The following is an 18,719-nucleotide window of genomic DNA, read 5'->3' on the forward strand; positions in this document are numbered from 1 at the left end:
CCTTCATGCTGTTGCCCGCCGGGGTGCTTGGCAAGATACGTCGTCTCCGGAAGTCGCCAGAATCCCCTGCGGTGTGACAGGCCCGGCCGGCGGCCGCGCCTCTCTCAGCGCTCGGGCGGCCGCCGGTCGCGGCGCTCCATCGTCTCCGGGATGACCCCGCGCCCATCCCAGCGGCGGATCAGCTCGACATCCACCGCGTTCTGGTTGTTGGACGCCACGGCAGGGGAGGCGGCGACGGAGTCGGCGCGCGCGCGGCCAATCTCGCGCTCCGCCACCACGGCCCGGTAGCTCTCCCCAGGCTCGATCCGGGTCAGCGCGAATTCCGTCACCTGCACGCGCAGCAGGTCCCGCGCGCGGCGGCGCAACTCCTCCGTCAGCGCGGCCTGCACCGCGGTGGCGTCGCGGATGATCTCGTCCATCCGGAGCCGGCCCATCACCGCCTGGACGGCGGAGGCCATCAGCGGCTGCATCAGCTCGGTTTCGGCGCGGATATGGGTGAAGCGCCAGCGCAGGTCGGCCTCCTCGCCCTCATGCCAGAAGGCGGTGCCGAAGACCGTCAGCGGATGGCCCTCCGCGCTCAGCGCCGGCATGCCACGGTCGGGAAGCGACCGGTCCGCGGCCGTGATGGCCATGTCGTAGACGGTCCGCGAATGGCTCCAGGGGTTGATGATCCCCCACTGGCCCGGACCCAGGATGCGGACGACCTCTCCGCCCCGGCTGATGACGACCCTCTGCGCCGTGCCCGGTTGCACGGTGACCTGCCGGTAGATGAGGGAGGCGATCAGGAGGCAGGCCAGGCCGCCGAGGCCGAGCAAGGCGGCGCGCGCGCGCGTCAGCTCGGGCTTGCTGCGGCCGGCGGCGGGGAGGCTGTCATCCCTCGGCATGTCGTCAGGCCCATCCCTTGTTCATCCTGCCCTGAGGCGCGGGATGAACGAAGGGACAGGCCATCGGGTTCCCTTGTACCAGGCAGGCGGAGCCCCGCCCCCGGATCAGGCCGCCTTGGGAAGGATGCGGCTGCCTTCAGCCCATTCGAAATAGAGGCGGCGCGCCTCGGCGGCCACCGGGCCGGGCTGCATGTGGTGGTCGGCGTAGCGTGTGCAGGGCTGCACCTTGCCGAAATTGCCGGTCGCGAAGATCTCGTCCGCGCTCTCCAGCATCTCCGTGGTCACGATGCACTCCCGGACCTCGCGCCCGGCCTTGCGCAGCAGGTCCATCACCCGGGCCCGGGTGATGCCGGCCAGGAAGGTGCCGTTGGCCTTGGGCGTCATCACCACCCCGTCCTTGACCATCATGATGTTGGCGGCGGCGAATTCGGCCACGTTGCCCTCGGCGTCCAGCACCACGGCCATGTCAAAGCCGCGCTCCTTCGCCCAGGCAGTGGCGCGGGCGGAGTTGGGATAGAGGGCGCTCGCCTTGGAATCCGTCGGCGCCATGTCGGCCGCCGGGCGGCGGAAGGGCGCCGTGATGGCCGAGAAGCCGTTGGCCGGTGGCATGGGCGAGTCATAGACGGACAGGATGAACTCGGTCGTCGCCGGATCGGGCTGCGCCGCGCCCAGTCCCTGGCGGACGAAGAACATGGGGCGGATGTAGAGCTCCGCCTCCGGCCCCATGCGCCGTACGCCCTCGCGGCAGAGCTCCTCGATCTCCTCGGCCGTCATGGTGGGCTCCATGAGCATGTTGCGGGCGGACTGGACGCAGCGCCGGCAATGGAGGTCCAGGTCCGGCACGGTGCCACGGATGCCGCGCGCGCCGTCGAAGATCACCGAGCCGAGCCAGAAGGCGTGGTCCATCGGGCCGAGCACCTTCGGCTCCTCGGTGGACCACTTGCCCTGATGCCAGAACACGCCGGCCATGACGTCACTCCTCCGTGCCGCGAAAGGGGCGGAACCTGCCATGGCCGGGCCCGGCAGGGGAAGGGTCCGGTCGGGTGATGGGTCAGGAATGGCAAGGAGCGGTTGACCCCCGTCCCGCGGCGGCGTTGAAGCGCCGCATGGAACGCGCGCCCCCCGCCGGCCCCCGGCCGCCCCGCCCGCCGGAACCCGACCGCATCTGCGGTCTGGCGGCCGTTTCGGCCGTCTTCGCCCGCCGCCCGAGGGATGTCCTCCGGCTCTTCCACCTTCCCTCCCGAAGGCGGGAGGCCAATCCCTTCTGCGCGGTGCTGGCGGAGGCGCGGAAGCCTTACCGGGAGGTGGGGGAGGAGGAGCTGGCCCGGGTGGCCGGCACGGTCCATCACGGCGGCATCGTGGCCGTCACGGCCCGGCGGCGGGTGCCTCCCCTTGCCCTCCCGCTGCCCCCGGCCTTGCGGACGGCGCCCGTCCTGCCGGTGCTCGACGGCGTTTCGAACCCGCACAACCTCGGCGCCATCGCTCGCTCCGCGGCCTTCTTCGGCTGCATCGGCGTGGTTCTCTCCGGCGACCCGCGCCAGGCTGGGCTGTCGGACGCCGCCTGGCGCACCAGTGAGGGCGGGCTGGAGGTGCTGAGCCTCTGGTCCACGGCGGACCTGCCCGCCGCGCTGCCCCAGCTGGGGGTGATGACGGTGGCGGCCGTGGCCACGGGTGGTGTGGCGCCGGAGGCCCTTCCTCCCGCCGCCTGCGTGGCGCTGGTGCTGGGCAATGAGGAGCGCGGCGTCTCCGAGCGGACTGCCGCCGCCTGTGATGCGCGGGTGACGCTGCCCGGGTCGGGCCGGGTGGAAAGCCTCAACGTCTCCGTGGCCGCCGCCGTGCTGATCCACGCCCTCTCGGCAAGGCGCTGAGGGCGGGCGCGCTCAGTCCTTCTTGCGCTTCCCGGCCGCGGTGCCGGTGGGGTGCCCCTCCGCCGCCAGGGCGTCCAGCCGCGCGGCAAGCGCCAGCAGGATGGCGGCGCGATAGGCGGGCATGCGCTTCCAGGCCTTCTTCTCGGGCCTGGTCATGCCGCAGGCCAGGCACCAGCCGGTGTCGTCGTCATAGCGGCAGATCCCCATGCAGGGGCGGCCATCCTGCTTGCTCACCGGGCCAGCGCGCCTTCACCCTGCTGCGCCTCTATTTCATCCAGCACAGCTTCTGGCGCCACGTCCTTCTGCACTTCCTGCAACTCGGGATCGGCGGCTGCGCGGATCTCCATCTTCTCGGCGATCGCGACGACCAGCTCGGAGAGCTTGGTCAGTTCATGCTCGGTCAGCAGGCTGATCTGCAGGTCGAGGTCGGCGCGCTTGTCGGCGGCGGCGGCCATCCGGTTCTGGCTGATCAGCACGAAGGTGGAGAGGAAGATGGCCTCCACCGAGGCCACCATGGCGAGCACCACGAAGGACGGATCCCAGCGCGGCACGCCCGGGATGAGGCCGAGATTCGCGAGGATCCAGCCGCCATAGAGGGCCAGGTGGAGGTAGACGAAGCGCATGCTGCCGGTGAAGCCGGTGATGGCCTCGGCGATCCGCTCCTCCCGCGTCGCCACGGCCGCCTCCTGCTTACGGCGGTCCTCCAGCGCCCGGATGTTGCGGGTCAGCGAGGAGTTCAGGCTGTCCGGCTTTGGCGGGGGGACAGTCGGGGTGTTCGGCGGCATGGGCGGGCGTCCTCGGGCCGACCAAGAGAGGCCGGCAGGTTGCCTAAGGCCGGGCCGCGGCGCCGGTTGCCATGACCTGCCTGGCGAAATGGGCTTGCCCCGGCGGCCCAGGCGGACGACATGACGCCGGCCTAACGGATCCGGAGAGATTCCCATGACCCCAACTCGCCGCGCCCTGCTGGGTGCCGCCCCGGCGCTTGCCCTGGCGCCCCTGACCACCCCGGCCCGGGCACAGGCGCCCTATCCCAACCGGCCGATCCGGGTGGTGGTGCCCTTCGCCCCTGGCGGCGCGGTGGACCTGACCGGGCGGCTGCTGGCCGAGAAGCTGCAGCCCATCATCGGCCAGAACGTGGTGGTGGAAAATCGCGGCGGCGCGGGCGGCAATATCGGGGCCGATGCGGTCGCGAAGGCGGAGAAGGACGGGTACACGGTCCTGCTCGGCTCGGTCTCCATCCTGACCGCCAACAAGTATCTCTTCCGCCGCTCCATGCCGCTGGACCCGCTGAAGGACTTGGCGCCCGTGACGCGCGTGACGACCGGCACGGTGCTGCTGGTGGTGAACGCCCAGCGCCCCTGGCGGACCTTCGCGGACCTCGTGGCCGCGGCGAAGAAGGATCCGGGCAAGATCACCATGGGCTCCTCCGGCACCGGCACGGTCAGCCATCTCACCATGTCCTCGGTGAACCGCGCGGCGGGCATGGACATCACCCATGTTCCCTATCGCGGCGGCGGCCCCGCCATCTCGGACCTCGTGGCTGGCAATATCGACCTGATGTTCGACGTGATCCCGGCGCTGATGCCGCATGTGCGCGAGGGGCGGTTCCGGGCCCTCGCGGTCGGCAGCGCCGAGCGCATCACCTATGTGCCCGAGCTGCGCGACGTGCCGGGCATGAAGGAGCTGCTGCCCAATTCCGGCATCGACATGCAGAGCTGGTACGCGGTGAACGTGCCCGCCGGCACCCCGCAGCCGGTCATCGACAGGCTGCATGCCGCGCTGGTGCAGGTGGCGAAGAGCGACGACTTCAAGACCCGCATGGAGCCGCTGGGCTTCACGCCGATCTGGGACGAGACGCCGGCGGCCTATGGCCAGTACCTGCAGCAGCAGGACGTGCTGTGGAAGCGGCTGGTCGAGGAATCGGGCGCGACGCTGGACTGAGCGCCGCGCCGGCCCCGGGGGGCGACCTCCCCCCGGGGCCTCGTTTTGGAAATGGCAGGATTCGGGTGCTAGCCTTCGCATGGAGGAACCCCCGGACCCATGCCTGCGACAACCTCTCCGAGTGCCAGCGGAACCCCCGCGATCGACGGCCTTCTCGCCGGGACCGCCTGGGCGGGACACAGCCTCACCTACAGCTTTCCGGGCAGCGCCGCCGACCTTTCCGATTATTCGGCCCCGAATGCGGTGGACCCGTCCTATGTCGCCGCGCTGTCCTCCGGGCAGCAGGACACGGTGCGGGGGATGCTCGTGGCCTTCGGCGCCGTGGCGAACATCACCTTCAGCGAGGCGATCACGCCCAGTGGCGGCGACCTCCGGCTCTACTGGTACGAGGCGCCGGATAATTACACGGCCCGCACCGTCGAATTTCCCTCCGCCAATCCCGAGGCGGGTGACGTGCAGCTCGGCGCCTATGTGGTCCCTGGTTTCGTCGATCAGTGGACGCTCGGGTCCTACTCCTACTTCACCATCCTGCACGAGCTGGGCCATGCGCTCGGGCTCAAGCACCCGCATGATGAGGTGAACGGCTTTCCCCCCATCCCCGCGGCGCAGGATTCGATCGAGTATTCGATCATGAGCTACCGCAGCTATGCGGGCCAGGATTTCGGCGGCTACACGGTGCAGTCCGGCAGCTATCCGTCCGGGCCGATGCTGAACGACATCGCGGCGCTGCAGTATCTCTATGGCGCTAACTGGACCACCAACAGCGGCGACACGACCTACCGCTTCGACCCGGAGCAAGCCGTCGTCTTCCAGACCATTTGGGACGGCGGCGGCGAGGACACCTACGACCTCTCAGCCTATGGCACGGACCTCGTCATCAGCCTGGACCCCGGTGGCTGGAGCCGCTTCGGCGGGCAGTATGCCGTGCTCGACACGCAGGATGGCCGAGAAGCTATCGGCAATGTCGCCAACGCCTATCTTTACCAGGGTGACCTCCGCTCCCTGATCGAGAACGCGATCGGCGGCTCCGGCAACGACGAGATCACGGGCAATGCGGGGGCGAACGCGCTCACCGGCGGGGCGGGCGACGACACGCTGCGCGGCGGGCTGGGCGACGACGTGCTGCGCGGGGGCAGCGGGATCGACCTGATGGTCGGCGGCGAGGGCAGCGATACCTACCACGTCGATTCCGTGGGCGACCGCGTGCGCGAGGCTGCTGGGGAAGGCGGCGACGTCGTCTGGACGGGCGTCGACTGGACGCTGGAGGCGGGACAGGCGGTGGAGGTCATCCGCGCCAACGCGGGCGAGGCGGGGCTGACCCTCACGGGCAACGAGCTGGGCAACTGGCTCGTCAGCGGCGCGGGCGCCGACCTGCTGATTGGGGGGCTGGGGAATGACAGCCTCTACGTGAACAGCGCGGAAGACCGGGTGGTGGAGCTGGTGGGGCAGGGGAGCGACACGGTGTTCGCGAGTGCCAGCTACACCCTGGCGGCGGGGCAGGAGATCGAGATCCTCCGCGCCAATGCGGGCGCGACCGGTCTCGTCCTGGCCGGCAACGACATTGCCAACCGCATCGTCGGCGGCGACGGGGCCGACACCCTCTCCGGCGCTCTGGGCCAGGATACGCTGATGGGTGGGGAGGGGGCGGATGTCTTCCGCTTCTCGAGCCTCGCCGAGAGCCCGGCGAGCATGTTGCGCGACTACATCAGCGATTTCGTCTCAGGCGTGGACCTAATCAATCTCTCGGCCATCCAGGCGGTGGCCGGCGCGGCGGTGGACGCGGCCTTCACCTTCCTGGACAAGGACAGCTTCACCAAGCAGGCCGGGCAGCTGCACCAGATCAAGGCCGGGTCGAACACCGTGGTCGAGGGCGACGTGAACGGCGACGGGCGGGCCGACCTGCAGATCCTGCTGAAGGGGCACCTGGACCTGGAGGCGGGCGACTTCCTGCTCTAGGGCCGCCCGCCGCGCGGCTTACGGGCCGAGAAGCTGCCCGCCATCCACCACCAGGCTCTGCCCCGTGATCCAGCTGGCCCGCGGCGAGGCGAGGAAGAGCACGGCTTCCGCCACCTCCTCCGGCCGACCCATGCGGCCGAAGGGGATCTGGGCGAGGGTGCCCTGGTAGAGCGCCGGATCGTCCTCCCGCCGCCGTTCCCAGGTGCCGCCGGGGAATTCGATCGAGCCGGGCGCCACGCAATTCGCGCGGACGCCCTTGGCCGCGAGGATGCGGGCCTGACTCGTCGTGTACTGCGTCACGGCCGCCTTCACCGCCGCATAGGGCGGGTTCCGCTTGGTGGCGCGCAGGGCGGAGATCGAGACGATGTTGACGATGGCCGCTTCCAACGGGGAGCGCTGGCCCGCCTCGGCGAGATAGGGCTCGGCGGCGCGGCTCGCGCGCACCACCGCCATCACGTCCACAGCCAGGGAGGCCGCCCAGCTCTCCTCGTCATCGGCCCGTCCGAAGGCGGAGGCGTTGTTCACCAGGATGTCGATCCCGCCCAGCGCCTGCGCCGCCGCGGGGATGAAGCGCGCGATCGAATCCGCATCGGCCAGGTCGCAGGGCGCGGCGAAGCTGGGCACGCCCAGGGCCGCGACCTCCGCCCGGGTTTCCTCCAGCGTCCGCGCGCCGCGCGCGCAGATGCCGACGGAGGCGCCGGCCTTCGCAAAGGTGAGCGCGATGGAGCGGCCGATGCCACGGCTTCCGCCCATCACCACCGCGCGCTTGCCCTTGAGTTCCATGACCTGTCCCGCCCATTCCGTAGGGCGCGGATCATGGCGGAAGCGGGCGGCGCCGCAACCCTCGTCGCCGACCCTCGGCGCCAGCTTCAACGCCGATCCTCAGCGAAAGGGAGGCGACCAGATCAGCCCGCCGTCGCGCGCCAGGCGGTTCTGCCCGCGCTGCACGCCCAGCGGCGCCTGGTTGCGCTCCCACATCTCCCCGTAATTCCCGACCGCGCGGATGGCCCGCAACGCCCAGTCCCGCTCCAGCCCCAGCTGCTGACCGAATTCGCCCGACGTTCCGAGCAGGCGCTGCGTCTCCGGATTGGGGTCCTGGCGCTTCGCCTCCGCATTCGCCCCGGTCACGCCCTGCTCCTCCGCCGCGACGAGGGCGTTCAGCGTCCACTTCACAATGTCGAACCAGCGCCAGTCGCCCTTGCGCACCATCGGGCCCAGCGGCTCGCGCGAGATGACGTCGGGCAGGATCACGTAGTCATTCGCGCGCGGGCCCTGGCCGGCGCGGATGGAGGTGAGGCCGGAGAGGTCGGTGGTGTAGCTGTCGCAGCGGCCGGAAAAGAAGGCCTGCTGCACCTCCTGGAAGTTCTCGATCAGCACGGGGGTGAAGCGCAGGTTGTTCGCGCGCGCCCAGTCCGCGAGGTTCAGCTCCGTGGTGCTGCCGGGCTGGATGCAGATGGTCGCGCCATCCAGCTCCCTGAGGCTGCCGACATTCGCCTCCCGCTTCACGATGAAGCCCTGGCCGTCATGCAGCAGCACGCCGGCGAAGGTGAGGCCGATACCGATGTCGCGCGCCGCGCTCCATGTGGTGTTGCGGGAAAGGATATCCACCTCGCCCGATTGCAGGGCCGTGAAGCGCGTCTGCGGCGTGGTGGGGACGAAGCGCACCTTCTCCGGGTCGCCCAGCACGGCGGCGGCGACGGCCCGGCAGAAATCGGCGTCCAGCCCGGTCCAGCGCCCCTGGCTGTCGGCGAGGGAAAGCCCGGCAACGCCGGTCGAAACCGCGCAGGCGAGCGTGCCGCGGGCGCGCACGGCGGCCAGCGTGTCCGGCCCGGGCTGCGCCAGGGCAGGGCCGGCGGCGCCGAGGCAAAGGGCGGCGGCCAGAAGGATCCGGCGAGGGGACATGGCGGCGCTCCGTTGCTGCGGCCTTTCCCCGGCAACGCAACGCGGCGGGGACGGTTCCGCCCCGGGGCGCGGGTGCGGGCCGGAATTCCCGGCGGCATGGCCCGGGAATCGCATGGCGGCCGCGCCGCACACACGCGCATGCTGCGCGGCGCGACCGGAATAGCGATGGAGAGCCCGATGCTGCGACGCCGATCCCTTCTGGCGGCCCCCCTCCTGCCCATGCTCGGCACGCTTCCGGCCACGGCGCAGCCCGTGGCGGGCGGGCGGGCGGTGCGGGTGGTCGTGCCCTTCCCGCCGGGCGGCGCCATCGACCTGCTGGGCCGGCTGGTGGCGGAACGGCTGGGTCCGGCCCTCGGTCAGGACGTGGTGGTGGAGAACCGCGGCGGCGCCGGCGGCATCCTCGGCACCGATGCCGTGGCCAAGGGGCCCAAGGATGGCACCGTGATCGGCGTCATCGGCGGCGCCACCCTCACCGCCTATCCCACCCTCTACAGCCGCCTGCCCTTCGACCCGGCGAAGGACCTGCAGCCGCTCACGCAGATCACGTCGGGCGCGCTGGTCTGCGTGGTGAATGCCGAGGTGGCGGCGCGGCGGGGCTGGACGGATTTCCGGGCGCTGGTCGCCTATTCCAAGGCGAACCCGGAGCAGGTGAAGATGGGCTCCTCCGGCCCCGGCACCTCCTCGCATCTCTGCATCGAGGCGGTGAACTCCATGGCGGGCGCCCGCATCCTGCACGTGCCCTATCGCGGCGGCGGACCGGCCATCACCGACCTCCTGGCGGGCACGATCGACATGATGTTCGACGTGACGCCCGCCCTCATGCCCCATGTGCAGGCGGGCAAGTTCAAGGCGCTCGCCCTGTCCTCCAAGGCGCGGATGGACTTCGCCCCGGATGTGCCCGGCATGGGCGACTTCGCCGATCTTGGCCTGGGCGACCTCGACATCGTGGCCTGGAACGCCCTGATGGTGCCCTCGGGCACGCCCGAACCCGTGGCGCAGCGGCTGATCGTGGCCATCCGCCAGGTGGCGGCGGACCCGGCCTTCGTCGCCCGGCTCAAGCCCCTGGGCTACGACGTGGTGCTGAGCGAAAGCCCCGCGGCCCTCACCGCCCAGGTGGCGCGCGAAACGCCGGTCTGGAAACGGCTCGTGGAACTCTCGGGGGTGAAGCTCGACTGATGTCGCCCGGCGGCGGGGCTCCAGCCGTCGGCTGGGAGGGCACCGCCCTCCACCCGCCAAGGGCCTGAGGCCCTTGGAACCCCATCGGACTGCCGTGGATACCGTTGGTCGGCGGGGTCTTGGGTTGGGGGCGCTATTCCTGCCTTTGCAGCCGCCTCGGGTCACGGACCCGAGGCGCACCGCCAGCCCCGCGAATCCAAACTCGAAGAAAGAGAAGAAGGTGAGGGGTCCGGGGAGAGGAAGAATTCCTTCTTCCTCTCCCCAGGGACAGACCAACATCCCAGAACGAAACCCCGCAGCAGCAGCCACCCTGGACGCACGGGGCCTGCCGGGGGAAACCCTCACCGGATTGGGCCGCTTGGGTCGGGATGGTGTCGGGGGATTGCGATCTGCTGGTGGTGGGCGCGGGCGCGGCGGGGATCGCCGCGGCGCGCGAGGCTTGGTCGCTCGGCCTGTCCGTGCGCGTGCTGGAGGCGCGTGGGCGCGTGGGCGGCCGGGCGTTGACCGGCCATGCCCTCGGGGCACCGATGGATTTCGGCGCGACCTGGCTTCACGCCGCCCAGTCCAACCCCTTGGTGCCCTTGGCCGAGGCCGCCGGCCTTTCCCTGTTCGACCATGATTCCGTCCGGGATTCCCGCGTCTGGATGGGGGATCGCTGGGCCGGCCCGCGCGAGATGCGGGAATACGAGGCCGCCGAGCGCGCCTGGCATGCCGCCGTGCGGTTGGCGGCGCGGCGCCCCGGCCTCAGCCTGGCCGAGGCTGCCCCGCGTGGCGGCTTCTGGGATGCCACCCTGACCCATTGGGAGGCGCCCGTGATCTCCGCCGCCGAGGCGGGCGAAATCGACCTCGCGGATTATCTCGCCACCTTGTTGAACGGCACGAACCTTTTGCCCCGCGAGGGGTGTGGCCATCTGCTCGGGGTGCTGGCGCATGGGCTGCCGGTGACGTTGGAGGCACCGGTGGAGCGGATTTCATGGAGCGGAAGGCGGGTGCGGGCCGAGGGGCGCTTCGGCACGCTGGAGGCCGGGGCGGCGGTGGTGACCGTCTCGACCGGGCTCCTCGCCGCCGAGGCCATCCGCTTCGACCCGGCGCTGCCGGAACAGGTCCTGGCGGCTGCCCATGACCTGCCCATGGGATTGCTGAGCAAGGTCGGGCTGCCTGCTGCCGGCGAGGACCGCCTGGACCTGCCCCCCTTCGGCGGGCTGGAGCGCCGGGTGGAGGAGGGCGAGCGGGCCATGACCTTCGTCGCATGGCCCTTCGGTCGCAACCACCTGGAGGGCTTCGCGGGCGGCGCCCTGGCCTGGGAGGCTTCGCGTGCGGGGGAGGGGGTGCTGGTGGACCTCGCCTTCTCGGAACTGCGGCGGATCCTCGGCGCGAGGGCCATGCGGGCCCTGCGCCGGGATGCAGCCGTGACCTGGGACTGGGGCCGCGATCCCTGGGCCCGTGGCGCCTATGCCGCCCTTCGCCCGGGGCGCGGCGGCGCGCGCGAGGCGCTTTCCGCGCCCATCGGCGGCGGACGGCTGATGTTGGCGGGCGAGGCCTGCCATGCGAGCCTCGCCGGCACCCTGGCCGGCGCTTGGCTAAGCGGCGCGCAGGCCGCCCGGCATGCCGCTGCCGCCCTCCGGCCGCGGGGCGTTCCCGCTTGAGCGCGGATGAGGCGATGACGCCCCTCGGCGAAGGGCGGGGCGACCGGCGGGCCGGGCGGGCGGAAGGCGCAGCGGAGCGGGCCTCCGCGCCCGGCAGCCCCGCTTTGCCGCCGGCCGAGGATATGGGCCCTGGCCCAGCCCCCGACCGTGCGCCCGAGCCCGGCGCTGCGGTGGAGCCGCCCGCGCCGGCCGTGGGAGGACGCACGGCGCCCGTGGTGGCGCGGGAAGGCGACCTCCTCCGCTTCTCCGGCGAGCTGACGAGCCTGACCGCCGGGGCGGTGTGGCGCACCGCCCTGAAGGCCGCCGAGGGCGCGAGGCGGATCGATCTCTCCGGGCTGGAGGTGCTGGACACCAGCGGCGCCACCCTCGTCATCGCCTCCTCCCGGATCGCGGGGGAGGGCGTTCCGGTGGAGGGCGCCTCCCGCCCTGTCGCCGCGGTATTGGAGCGTGTTCGCGGGGCCGATCGGCCGCCGCCCGCGCCGCCGCCCCCGCCGAGGCGCCTCGGGCTGGTGCGCTCGCTCGGCGCCTGGGGCGTGGGCCGGGGCGACGCGGCGCTGGACGGGGCGGCCTTCCTCGGCGAGGCCTCCGCGACCGTGGTGAACGCGGCGCGCCGCCCGCGCGACCTCCGGGCCTCGGACGTGCTGCGCCACCTGGACGAGGTGGGCACGCGGGCCTTCGGGCTGGTCATGCTCCTCGGTGTCCTGATCGGCGTCATCCTGGCCTTTCAGTCCGCCATTCCCATGCGGCAATACGGGGCGGATATCTTCGTCCCCCGGCTGGTCGGCATCTCCCTGCTGCGGGAGCTCGGGCCGCTGCTGGCGGCGGTGATCCTGGCCGGGCGCACCGGCTCAGCCTTTGCCGCCGAGCTGGGCACCATGACGGTGAACGAGGAGGTCAGCGCCCTCCGCATCATGGGGATCGACCCGATGGTGCTGCTGGTATTACCCCGGCTGATCGCGGCCACCATCGCCATGCCGGTGCTGGCGCTGCTGATGGATCTCTCCGGGCTGGTCGGCATGGCCTTCGTGATGCTCGCCACGGGGTTTCCGCTGCAGCTCGTCATCAACCAGGTGCATGCCGGCGTGGCGCTGGGGGACCTGCTGGGCGGGCTGGGCAAGGCGGCCGTGTTCGGGCTGGTGATCGCCGGCATCGGCTGCCGGGCCGGGCTTTCGGCCGGCAGCGGGCCGCGTGCGGTGGGCGATGCGGCCACCGCGGCGGTGGTGGGTGGCATTGTCGCGCTGGTGGTGCTGGACGGGATCTTCGCCGTGCTCTTCTACCGGCTGGGCTGGTGATGACGGCAGAGACGGTCATCACGGCGCGCGACGTGGCCATGGGCTTCGGCAGCCGCGTTCTGTTCCGCGACGTGAATTTCAGCGTGGCGCGCGGCGAGGTCTTCGTCATCCTCGGCGGCTCGGGCTGCGGGAAGTCCACCCTGCTGAAGCTGATGATCGGGCTTTACCAGCCGACGGCGGGCCATGTGACCATCCTCGGCGGCGACCTCGCCACCGCGGATGGAGAGGCCCGGCGCAACCTGCTGCGGCGGCTGGGCGTCATGTGGCAGTCGGGGGCGCTCTTCGGCTCGATGACCCTGCTGGAGAACGTGATGCTGCCCCTGGAGGCCCATACCGACCTGCCGCGCGAAGCGCGGGAGGATGTCGCGCGGGTGAAGCTCGGCTTGGTGGGCCTCGCGGATGCCGCGGGGCGGCTGCCGGCGGAGATTTCGGGCGGCATGGCCAAGCGCGCCGGCATTGCGCGCGCCATGGCGCTGGACCCGCCCATTCTTTTTCTCGACGAGCCGAGCGCGGGGCTGGACCCCGTGACATCGGCGGGGCTGGACGAGTTGATCAAGGACCTGGCACGCGACCTCGGCACCACCTTCGTGGTGGTGACGCATGAGCTGCAGTCGATCCTCGCGATCGGCGACCGCTGCATCATGCTGGACAAGGAGGCGCAGGGGATGATCGCCGAGGGGGACCCGCGCGCGTTGCGGGACGATCCGCCGAACGATACGGTGCGCCGCTTCTTCCGGCGGGAGACGCGCTGATGGCTGTCTCCTCCCGCGGGCTCTACCTGCGCGTCGGCATCCTCATCCTCGCCGGGCTGGCGCTGGCGGTGGGCTTCGTCCTCTTCTTCACCGCCGGCAAACTTGGCCGGAACACCAAGACCTTCGAGACCTATATCCGCGAGAGCGTGCAGGGGCTGGATATCGGCGCCGCCGTCCGGTTCCGCGGCGTGCAGCTGGGCCAGGTGACGGAGATCAACCTCGTGGCGACGGAATACCCGCCGCCGGCGGGCGCCTTCTCCACCGCCTACCAGCGCGTGATCGTGCGCTTCGCCCTGGACCTCGCGAGGCTGCGTGACACGCCGGATACCGAGCGCGCCGTGGAGATCGGCCTGCGTGCCCGGCTGGCGAGCACGGGCATCACCGGCGTGGGCTATCTGGAGCTGGATTTCGCCGATCCCGAGCGCTTCCCGCTGGAAGCGGTGCCCTGGACCCCCGCGAACCCCGTGATACCCGCCATTCCCAGCACGGTGGCCCAGGTGACGTCGGTGGCCGAGCAGCTCGCGCTGCGGATCAGCAACCTGCCGATCGAGCAGATCCTGACGGACATGGCCGGGCTGCTGACCGACCTGAGGCGGCAGGTCAATGACGGCGATGTCGCCCAGACCTCGCGCGCCGCGACGGAAACCCTGGACACCCTGCGGCAGGCGGTGAACGACCTGAACCTCGCCGCCTTGTCCAACGACCTGCGGGGCACGCTGGCCGAGGCCCGCGGCACCATCGCCGATGCCCGTTCCGTGATTGGCGGGCCCGAGGTGAGGGGGACGCTGCGCAACGCCAACGCGGCCATGGAGCGCCTGCAGGCCGGGCTGCAGCGCCTGCCCGGAGCCATCGCGCAGGTGGAGCAGGCTGCGCGGTCGGTCAGCAACACGGTGGGCGACATCAATGGCGACCTGACGCCGACCCTGCGCGACCTGCGCGCGGCCTCGGGCAGCCTGCGGGACACGACGGAGCTGCTGCGGCGCTCGCCGGGCGCCGCCATCCTGGCCCCGCCGCCACCGGCACCTGATTACACGAGGAGGCGCTGATGCAGCGACGCATGCTTCTGGGGGCGGGCCTCGCCCTGCCCATCGGCCTGAGCGCCTGTTCCGTGGTGAACCAGGACTATGTGGAACCGAGGCGTTACCCGCTGGCCCCGCGCCGGCCCGAGGGTATGCCGCGCCGCTCCGGCCGCCGGACCGTGCTGATGCGCCTGACCCGCGCCGCGCCGGGCCTGGACAGCCGTCTGCTCCGCTCGATCCGGGCGGACGGGACGGAAGCGCTGGAATACTACGCCGAGTGGACCGCGCCGCCCGCCGAGGCCGCCGAGGAATCCCTGCGCCGCTGGATCACCGATTCCGGCCTCTTCGCCGCCGTGCTCGCCCCCGGCACGCGGGGCGATGCCGACCTGTTGCTGGAGAGCGAACTCGTCGCCCTGCATGTCGATCTCGGCCGGGGCGTGGCGGTGGCAGGGATGAGCGTGGTGCTGCTGCGCCAGACGAGCCAGTTCGGCACGCGGGTCGTCGCCCAGTTCGCCGAGACCGCGACCGTGCCCGTGCCGCCCGACCGCCCTCTGGGCCCGGATGCACTGGCCGCCGGCATGGTAGCGGCGCTGGCCGGGGTGCTCGGGCGGCTGGAGAACGACCTCATCCCGCACGCGCGGTAGCGCTACGGCGGAAGGATCGGCCGGGCCACCCTCCGGAGGCCCGGAAGAAAATGCCGCCCCGTTAAGGATTCGATCAGCCTTGTTGCGTCAGTCTCAAAACAGAGACAGGGCGCCAGAATAGCGCCGTTCCTGAGACAGCTGGGACGGATGCCATGGACCGCCGGACAGATACCTGGGACGAGGTTTGGGCGGAGTACGACGCCCGGCAGACCCGTCGCGTTCCGCGGACCTCCCCGAGCGCGGGCCGGCCGGACCCGCTCCCTTCAGCCTGGGAGGCGGCGAGCCCTCCGCCTGGGGTGTCCGCCCCGCCCCGACGGATCCGTCTGCTGCGGCAGCTCGTGCCGGCCGTTCTGGCGGCGCTGCTGCTCCTGGGTGCATGGCTCGCGCTGCCCTGGCTGCTGGCTGTGCGGATCTCCATTCCTCTCGGCCAGGGCGACGCGCCCGGCCTCCTGCGGCAGTTCGACAGGCCCGCGGCCATGGCCAGCCTCCGGGCCGGACTGGCGGCGCAGGTTCCGGAGGGCGCAGGCGACGGCGCGCAACGCTTCCTGACCGACATGGCGCAGCGGATGGCCGATTCCTGGGCCCGGCCCGAAAGCGTGGCGGCCTGGCTGGCGGCCCGCTCGCGCCCCGGCCGGGTGGAGGACGGCATGGTGGCCCTCTCCCATCTGCGGTCGGCCCGGCCTCTTGGTCTGGCTTCCTTCCGGCTGGAATACGGCCCAGCCCAGGGGGAGGGCGGCGTTTCCTTCGATCTGGCCTGGCAGGGCGACGGTTTCCGCGTCACTGGGCTCCGCTTCCTGGACCAGCCGCCGCGGCCGCTCCCCGCGCCTCCGACCCTGCGCGCCCCGGTGCTGGCGATGCGGTGAGAGGAGGGGCGAGGCCCCGAACAGGGGGATCTTCGCCTTTTCTGATCGGTCAGTCTGTCCCAGGGAGAGGAAAAAGGAATTCTTCCTCTCCCCGGACCCGTCGAAGGCAGTGCCTTCGACCCATCATCTTCTTCTTCAAGTTTGGAATCATGGGGCTGACGGTGCGCCTCGGGTCCACGACCCGAGGCGACTGCAAGCGCAGGACCAATCCCCTTGAACCAGAGACCCGTTCGATCCGGGGTATCCACGGCAGTCAGAGGGGGTTCCAAGGGCCTCAGGCCCTTGGCGGGTCGAGGGCGGAGCCCTCAAACGGGAAACCCCTAAACGGGATCAGGCGGCGCGGGCCGTTTCCAGTGCTTTCCAGACCACCTCGGGCGTCGCCGGCATGTCGAGATGCGTGATCCCGTCCTGCGAAAGCGCATCGACTAGCGCGTTCATCAGCGCGGGGGGCGAACCCACCGCGCCGGCCTCTCCGGCCCCCTTCACGCCCAGCGGATTGGTCAGGCAGGGAATGGAGAGCAGCGAGACCTCGATCTCCGGCAGGTCGCCGGCGCGCGGCAGCGCGTAGTCCATGAAGGAGGCGGAGAGGAGCTGGCCGCTTTCGGGATCATAGGCCGTGCGCTCCAGCATGGCCTGGCCGATCCCCTGGGCCACGCCGCCATGCACCTGCCCGCGCACGATCAGCGGGTTCAGCGCATGGCCCACATCGTCCGTCACGATGTAGCGCAGCACCGCGATCAGCCCCGTATCCGGATCGACCTCGATCTCCGCGACATGGCAGCCATTGGGGAAGGTGTGCTTGGGGATGGCGGCGATCTCGGCGGCGTCCAGCAGCGTGACGGATTCGCCGCGGGCCGCGCGCGCCTGCTGCGCCTGGGCGAGTTCGAGGATCCCGATGGCTCGGTCCGTGCCGGCGATCGCGAAGCGCCCGCCCTCGAACTCGATATCGGCAGGCGAGGCTTCGAGCGCCTCGGAGGCGGCCTGCTTGCCCTTCTCGATCACGGTGGCGGTGGTGGCGAGTAGAGCCGTGCCCTCGGAATAGAGGGAGCGCGCGCCGCCGGTGCCGCCGCCGGTCGGGATCTCGTCGGAATCGCCCTGGATGACGCGGATCTTCTCGACCGGGATGCCCAGCTCATTCGCCGTGATCATGACATAGGCCGTCTCATGGCCCTGGCCGGTGGACTGGGTGCCGACCAGCACCTCCACCATCCCATCCTTCGCGAAGCGCACCTCGGCGCGCTCGCTGTCGGAGCCGCCCGTGGCTTCGAGGTAGTAGGCGAGGCCGATGCCGCGCCGCTTGCCGCGCGCGGCGGCCTCGGCGCGGCGCGCGGGGAAGCCGGCCCAGTCGATCTGCTCGAGAGCGTGGTCCATCACCTGCACGAACTCGCCGGAATCATAGGTCTGGCCGACAGGCGTGGTGTGCGGCATGGCCGAGGCCGGCACCATGTTGCGGCGGCGGATCTCGATGCGGTCGATCCCCGTCTCACGCGCAGCGGCGTCGATCAGCCGCTCCACGAGGTAGTTGGATTCCGGCCGCCCGGCGCCACGATAGGCATCCACCGGAACGGTGTTGGTGAGCACGCCGATGACGTTGGCGTGGATGGCCCTGAAGCCATAGACGCTGGCCAGCACCTTGGTGCCCGCCGCCGTGGGGATATAGGGGCCGTAGTTCGAGAGATAGGCGCCCATATTGGCGTAGTTCTTGGTGCGCATCGCCAGGAACCGGCCGTCCTTGTCGAGCGCCAGCTCGCCGGTGGTGATGTTGTCGCGCCCATGCGTGTCGGAGAGGAAGGCCTCGGTGCGCTCGCTCGTCCAGCGCACGGGCCGGCCGGTGCGGCGCGCGCCCATCATGCAGAGGGCGTATTCGGGATAGGTGAAGATCTTCATCCCGAAGCCGCCGCCCACATCGGGGGTGACGACGCGCAGGCTTTCTGCGGGGAGGCCGAAGACGGCGGCCAGCGTGCTCTTCAGCGGCCAGCTTCCCTGCGTGCCGGCATGCAGCGTGAACCGCCCGCTCGCCGCGTCGTATTCCGCGATGGCCGCGCGGCCTTCCATGGAGGCAACGACGATGCGGTTGTTGACGATGGTCAGCCGGGTGACATGCTCGGCTTCGGCGAAGAGGCGGTCGGTCTCGGCGCGGTTGCCGGTCTCCCAGTCGAAGACGATGTTGTCCTTCACCTCCGGCCAGACCAGCGGCTGGCCCGGCTGGGTGGCGGCGGCCAGGTCCGTAACCGAAGGCAGGGTCTCGTAATCCACCAGGATGGCCTCGGCGGCGTCACGGGCCGCGCCATGGCTCTCGGCGACGATGAAGGCCACGGGGTCGCCCACATGGCGGACGAAGCCGTCGGCCAGCGCCCCGCGCGGGGTGTTGCCGTGCGGCGTGCCGTCGCGGTTCTTCATGGGGATGGCGCAGGGGATCTCGCCCAGCCCCTCGGCCTTCCAGTCCTCGCCCGTGAGGATGGCCAGCACCCCCGGGATGCGGGCCGCCTCGCTCGTGTCGATCGAGAGGATGCGCGCATGGGCGTGCGGGGAGCGCAGGATATGGCCGACCGCCGCGCCGGCGGCGACGCCCTGGGGCACGAGGTCGTCCGTGTAGCGGCCGCCGCCCTTGAGGAGGCGGGGATCCTCTACCCGGCGCAGGGGCTGGCTGAGTCCGAACTTCGCCATGACACGCTCCTCCGTGAACTCGCGGGCCGGATCATGCGTGAGGCGCCGCGGAGCGGGAAGGGGGGAAGCGAAACGGCCCACGCCGGGGGGCGCGGGCCGTTTCTTGGCC

At 71.3% G+C, this 18,719-nt stretch carries 17 protein-coding genes; 10 read left to right on the forward strand and 7 right to left on the reverse strand.

What is annotated here, in order from left to right; all coding sequences use genetic code 11:
* Positions 1-104: 104 nt before the first annotated feature.
* Both BUB97_RS16710 and BUB97_RS16715 read right to left on the reverse strand, forming a co-directional pair.
* Entirely contained in the window at positions 105-884 is a 780-nt protein-coding gene (locus tag BUB97_RS16710; RefSeq protein ID WP_073136777.1) for an SPFH domain-containing protein, read from the reverse strand.
* Between the two features lie 105 nt (positions 885-989).
* Positions 990-1,853 carry a branched-chain amino acid aminotransferase gene (locus BUB97_RS16715; RefSeq protein ID WP_073136779.1) on the reverse strand — a complete coding sequence of 288 codons (864 nt, stop codon included), beginning with the start codon at positions 1,851-1,853 and terminating at the stop codon, positions 990-992.
* Between the two features lie 137 nt (positions 1,854-1,990).
* On the opposite strand from BUB97_RS16715, the gene BUB97_RS16720 reads away from it, so the two are divergent.
* Positions 1,991-2,752 (forward strand): TrmH family RNA methyltransferase, encoded by a 762-nt coding sequence (locus tag BUB97_RS16720; protein WP_073136781.1) that lies wholly within the window; start codon positions 1,991-1,993, stop codon positions 2,750-2,752.
* 12 nt (positions 2,753-2,764) lie between these two features.
* Here BUB97_RS16720 and BUB97_RS16725 read toward each other — a convergent pair whose 3' ends face one another.
* Both BUB97_RS16725 and BUB97_RS16730 read right to left on the reverse strand, forming a co-directional pair.
* On the reverse strand, positions 2,765-2,986 hold the full coding sequence (locus tag BUB97_RS16725; protein ID WP_245818333.1) for a DUF1289 domain-containing protein: 222 nt from the start codon (positions 2,984-2,986) through the stop codon (positions 2,765-2,767).
* Entirely contained in the window at positions 2,983-3,537 is a 555-nt protein-coding gene (locus BUB97_RS16730; protein WP_073136783.1) for a DUF1003 domain-containing protein, read from the reverse strand. Before BUB97_RS16730 ends, BUB97_RS16725 begins: the two co-directional genes overlap by 4 nt.
* A gap of 154 nt (positions 3,538-3,691) precedes the next feature.
* Here BUB97_RS16730 and BUB97_RS16735 point away from each other — a divergent pair, with 154 nt between their 5' ends.
* Positions 3,692-4,693, forward strand: coding sequence for a Bug family tripartite tricarboxylate transporter substrate binding protein (locus BUB97_RS16735; RefSeq protein WP_073136785.1), 1,002 nt, complete (start codon positions 3,692-3,694; stop codon positions 4,691-4,693).
* A 99-nt stretch (positions 4,694-4,792) separates the two neighbouring features.
* The gene (locus BUB97_RS16740) at positions 4,793-6,649 is read left to right on the forward strand and encodes a M10 family metallopeptidase (protein ID WP_073136787.1); all 1,857 of its coding nucleotides are present in this window, start codon (positions 4,793-4,795) and stop codon (positions 6,647-6,649) included.
* 18 nt (positions 6,650-6,667) lie between these two features.
* Here BUB97_RS16740 and BUB97_RS16745 read toward each other — a convergent pair whose 3' ends face one another.
* The gene (locus tag BUB97_RS16745; protein WP_338141787.1) at positions 6,668-7,522 is read right to left on the reverse strand and encodes an SDR family NAD(P)-dependent oxidoreductase; all 855 of its coding nucleotides are present in this window, start codon (positions 7,520-7,522) and stop codon (positions 6,668-6,670) included.
* A 9-nt stretch (positions 7,523-7,531) separates the two neighbouring features.
* Positions 7,532-8,551, reverse strand: a complete 1,020-nt coding sequence (locus BUB97_RS16750; protein WP_073136789.1) for an amino acid ABC transporter substrate-binding protein — start codon at positions 8,549-8,551, stop codon at positions 7,532-7,534.
* 177 nt (positions 8,552-8,728) lie between these two features.
* Between BUB97_RS16750 and BUB97_RS16755 the strand changes: the two genes are divergently transcribed.
* The 7 genes from BUB97_RS16755 to BUB97_RS16785 all read left to right on the forward strand — a co-directional run bounded on the left by BUB97_RS16755 (position 8,729) and on the right by BUB97_RS16785 (position 15,943).
* On the forward strand, positions 8,729-9,727 hold the full coding sequence (locus tag BUB97_RS16755) for a Bug family tripartite tricarboxylate transporter substrate binding protein (RefSeq protein ID WP_217659693.1): 999 nt from the start codon (positions 8,729-8,731) through the stop codon (positions 9,725-9,727).
* 368 nt (positions 9,728-10,095) lie between these two features.
* Positions 10,096-11,373 carry a flavin monoamine oxidase family protein gene (locus tag BUB97_RS16760; protein ID WP_073136791.1) on the forward strand — a complete coding sequence of 426 codons (1,278 nt, stop codon included), beginning with the start codon at positions 10,096-10,098 and terminating at the stop codon, positions 11,371-11,373.
* A 14-nt stretch (positions 11,374-11,387) separates the two neighbouring features.
* A complete protein-coding gene (locus tag BUB97_RS16765) occupies positions 11,388-12,665 on the forward strand; it encodes an ABC transporter permease (protein WP_245818334.1) in 1,278 nt (425 codons plus the stop codon).
* Positions 12,665-13,417 (forward strand): ABC transporter ATP-binding protein, encoded by a 753-nt coding sequence (locus tag BUB97_RS16770; protein WP_073136793.1) that lies wholly within the window; start codon positions 12,665-12,667, stop codon positions 13,415-13,417. Before BUB97_RS16765 ends, BUB97_RS16770 begins: the two co-directional genes overlap by 1 nt.
* Complete coding sequence (locus tag BUB97_RS16775) at positions 13,417-14,463, forward strand: MlaD family protein (protein WP_073136795.1); 1,047 nt, start codon at positions 13,417-13,419, stop codon at positions 14,461-14,463. Before BUB97_RS16770 ends, BUB97_RS16775 begins: the two co-directional genes overlap by 1 nt.
* Positions 14,463-15,080 (forward strand): ABC-type transport auxiliary lipoprotein family protein, encoded by a 618-nt coding sequence (locus BUB97_RS16780; RefSeq protein WP_073136797.1) that lies wholly within the window; start codon positions 14,463-14,465, stop codon positions 15,078-15,080. Before BUB97_RS16775 ends, BUB97_RS16780 begins: the two co-directional genes overlap by 1 nt.
* 296 nt (positions 15,081-15,376) lie before the next feature.
* Positions 15,377-15,943: a hypothetical protein gene (locus BUB97_RS16785; RefSeq protein ID WP_073136799.1), complete on the forward strand. Its 567-nt coding sequence runs from the start codon at positions 15,377-15,379 to the stop codon at positions 15,941-15,943.
* A gap of 330 nt (positions 15,944-16,273) precedes the next feature.
* Here the strand turns inward: BUB97_RS16785 and BUB97_RS16790 are convergent, their stop codons facing one another.
* On the reverse strand, positions 16,274-18,610 hold the full coding sequence (locus BUB97_RS16790) for a xanthine dehydrogenase family protein molybdopterin-binding subunit (protein ID WP_073136801.1): 2,337 nt from the start codon (positions 18,608-18,610) through the stop codon (positions 16,274-16,276).
* Positions 18,611-18,719 lie beyond the last annotated feature (109 nt).

The organism is Muricoccus roseus (genome assembly GCF_900141905.1).
Taxonomy (GTDB): Bacteria; Pseudomonadota; Alphaproteobacteria; order Acetobacterales; family Acetobacteraceae; genus Roseomonas; species Roseomonas rosea.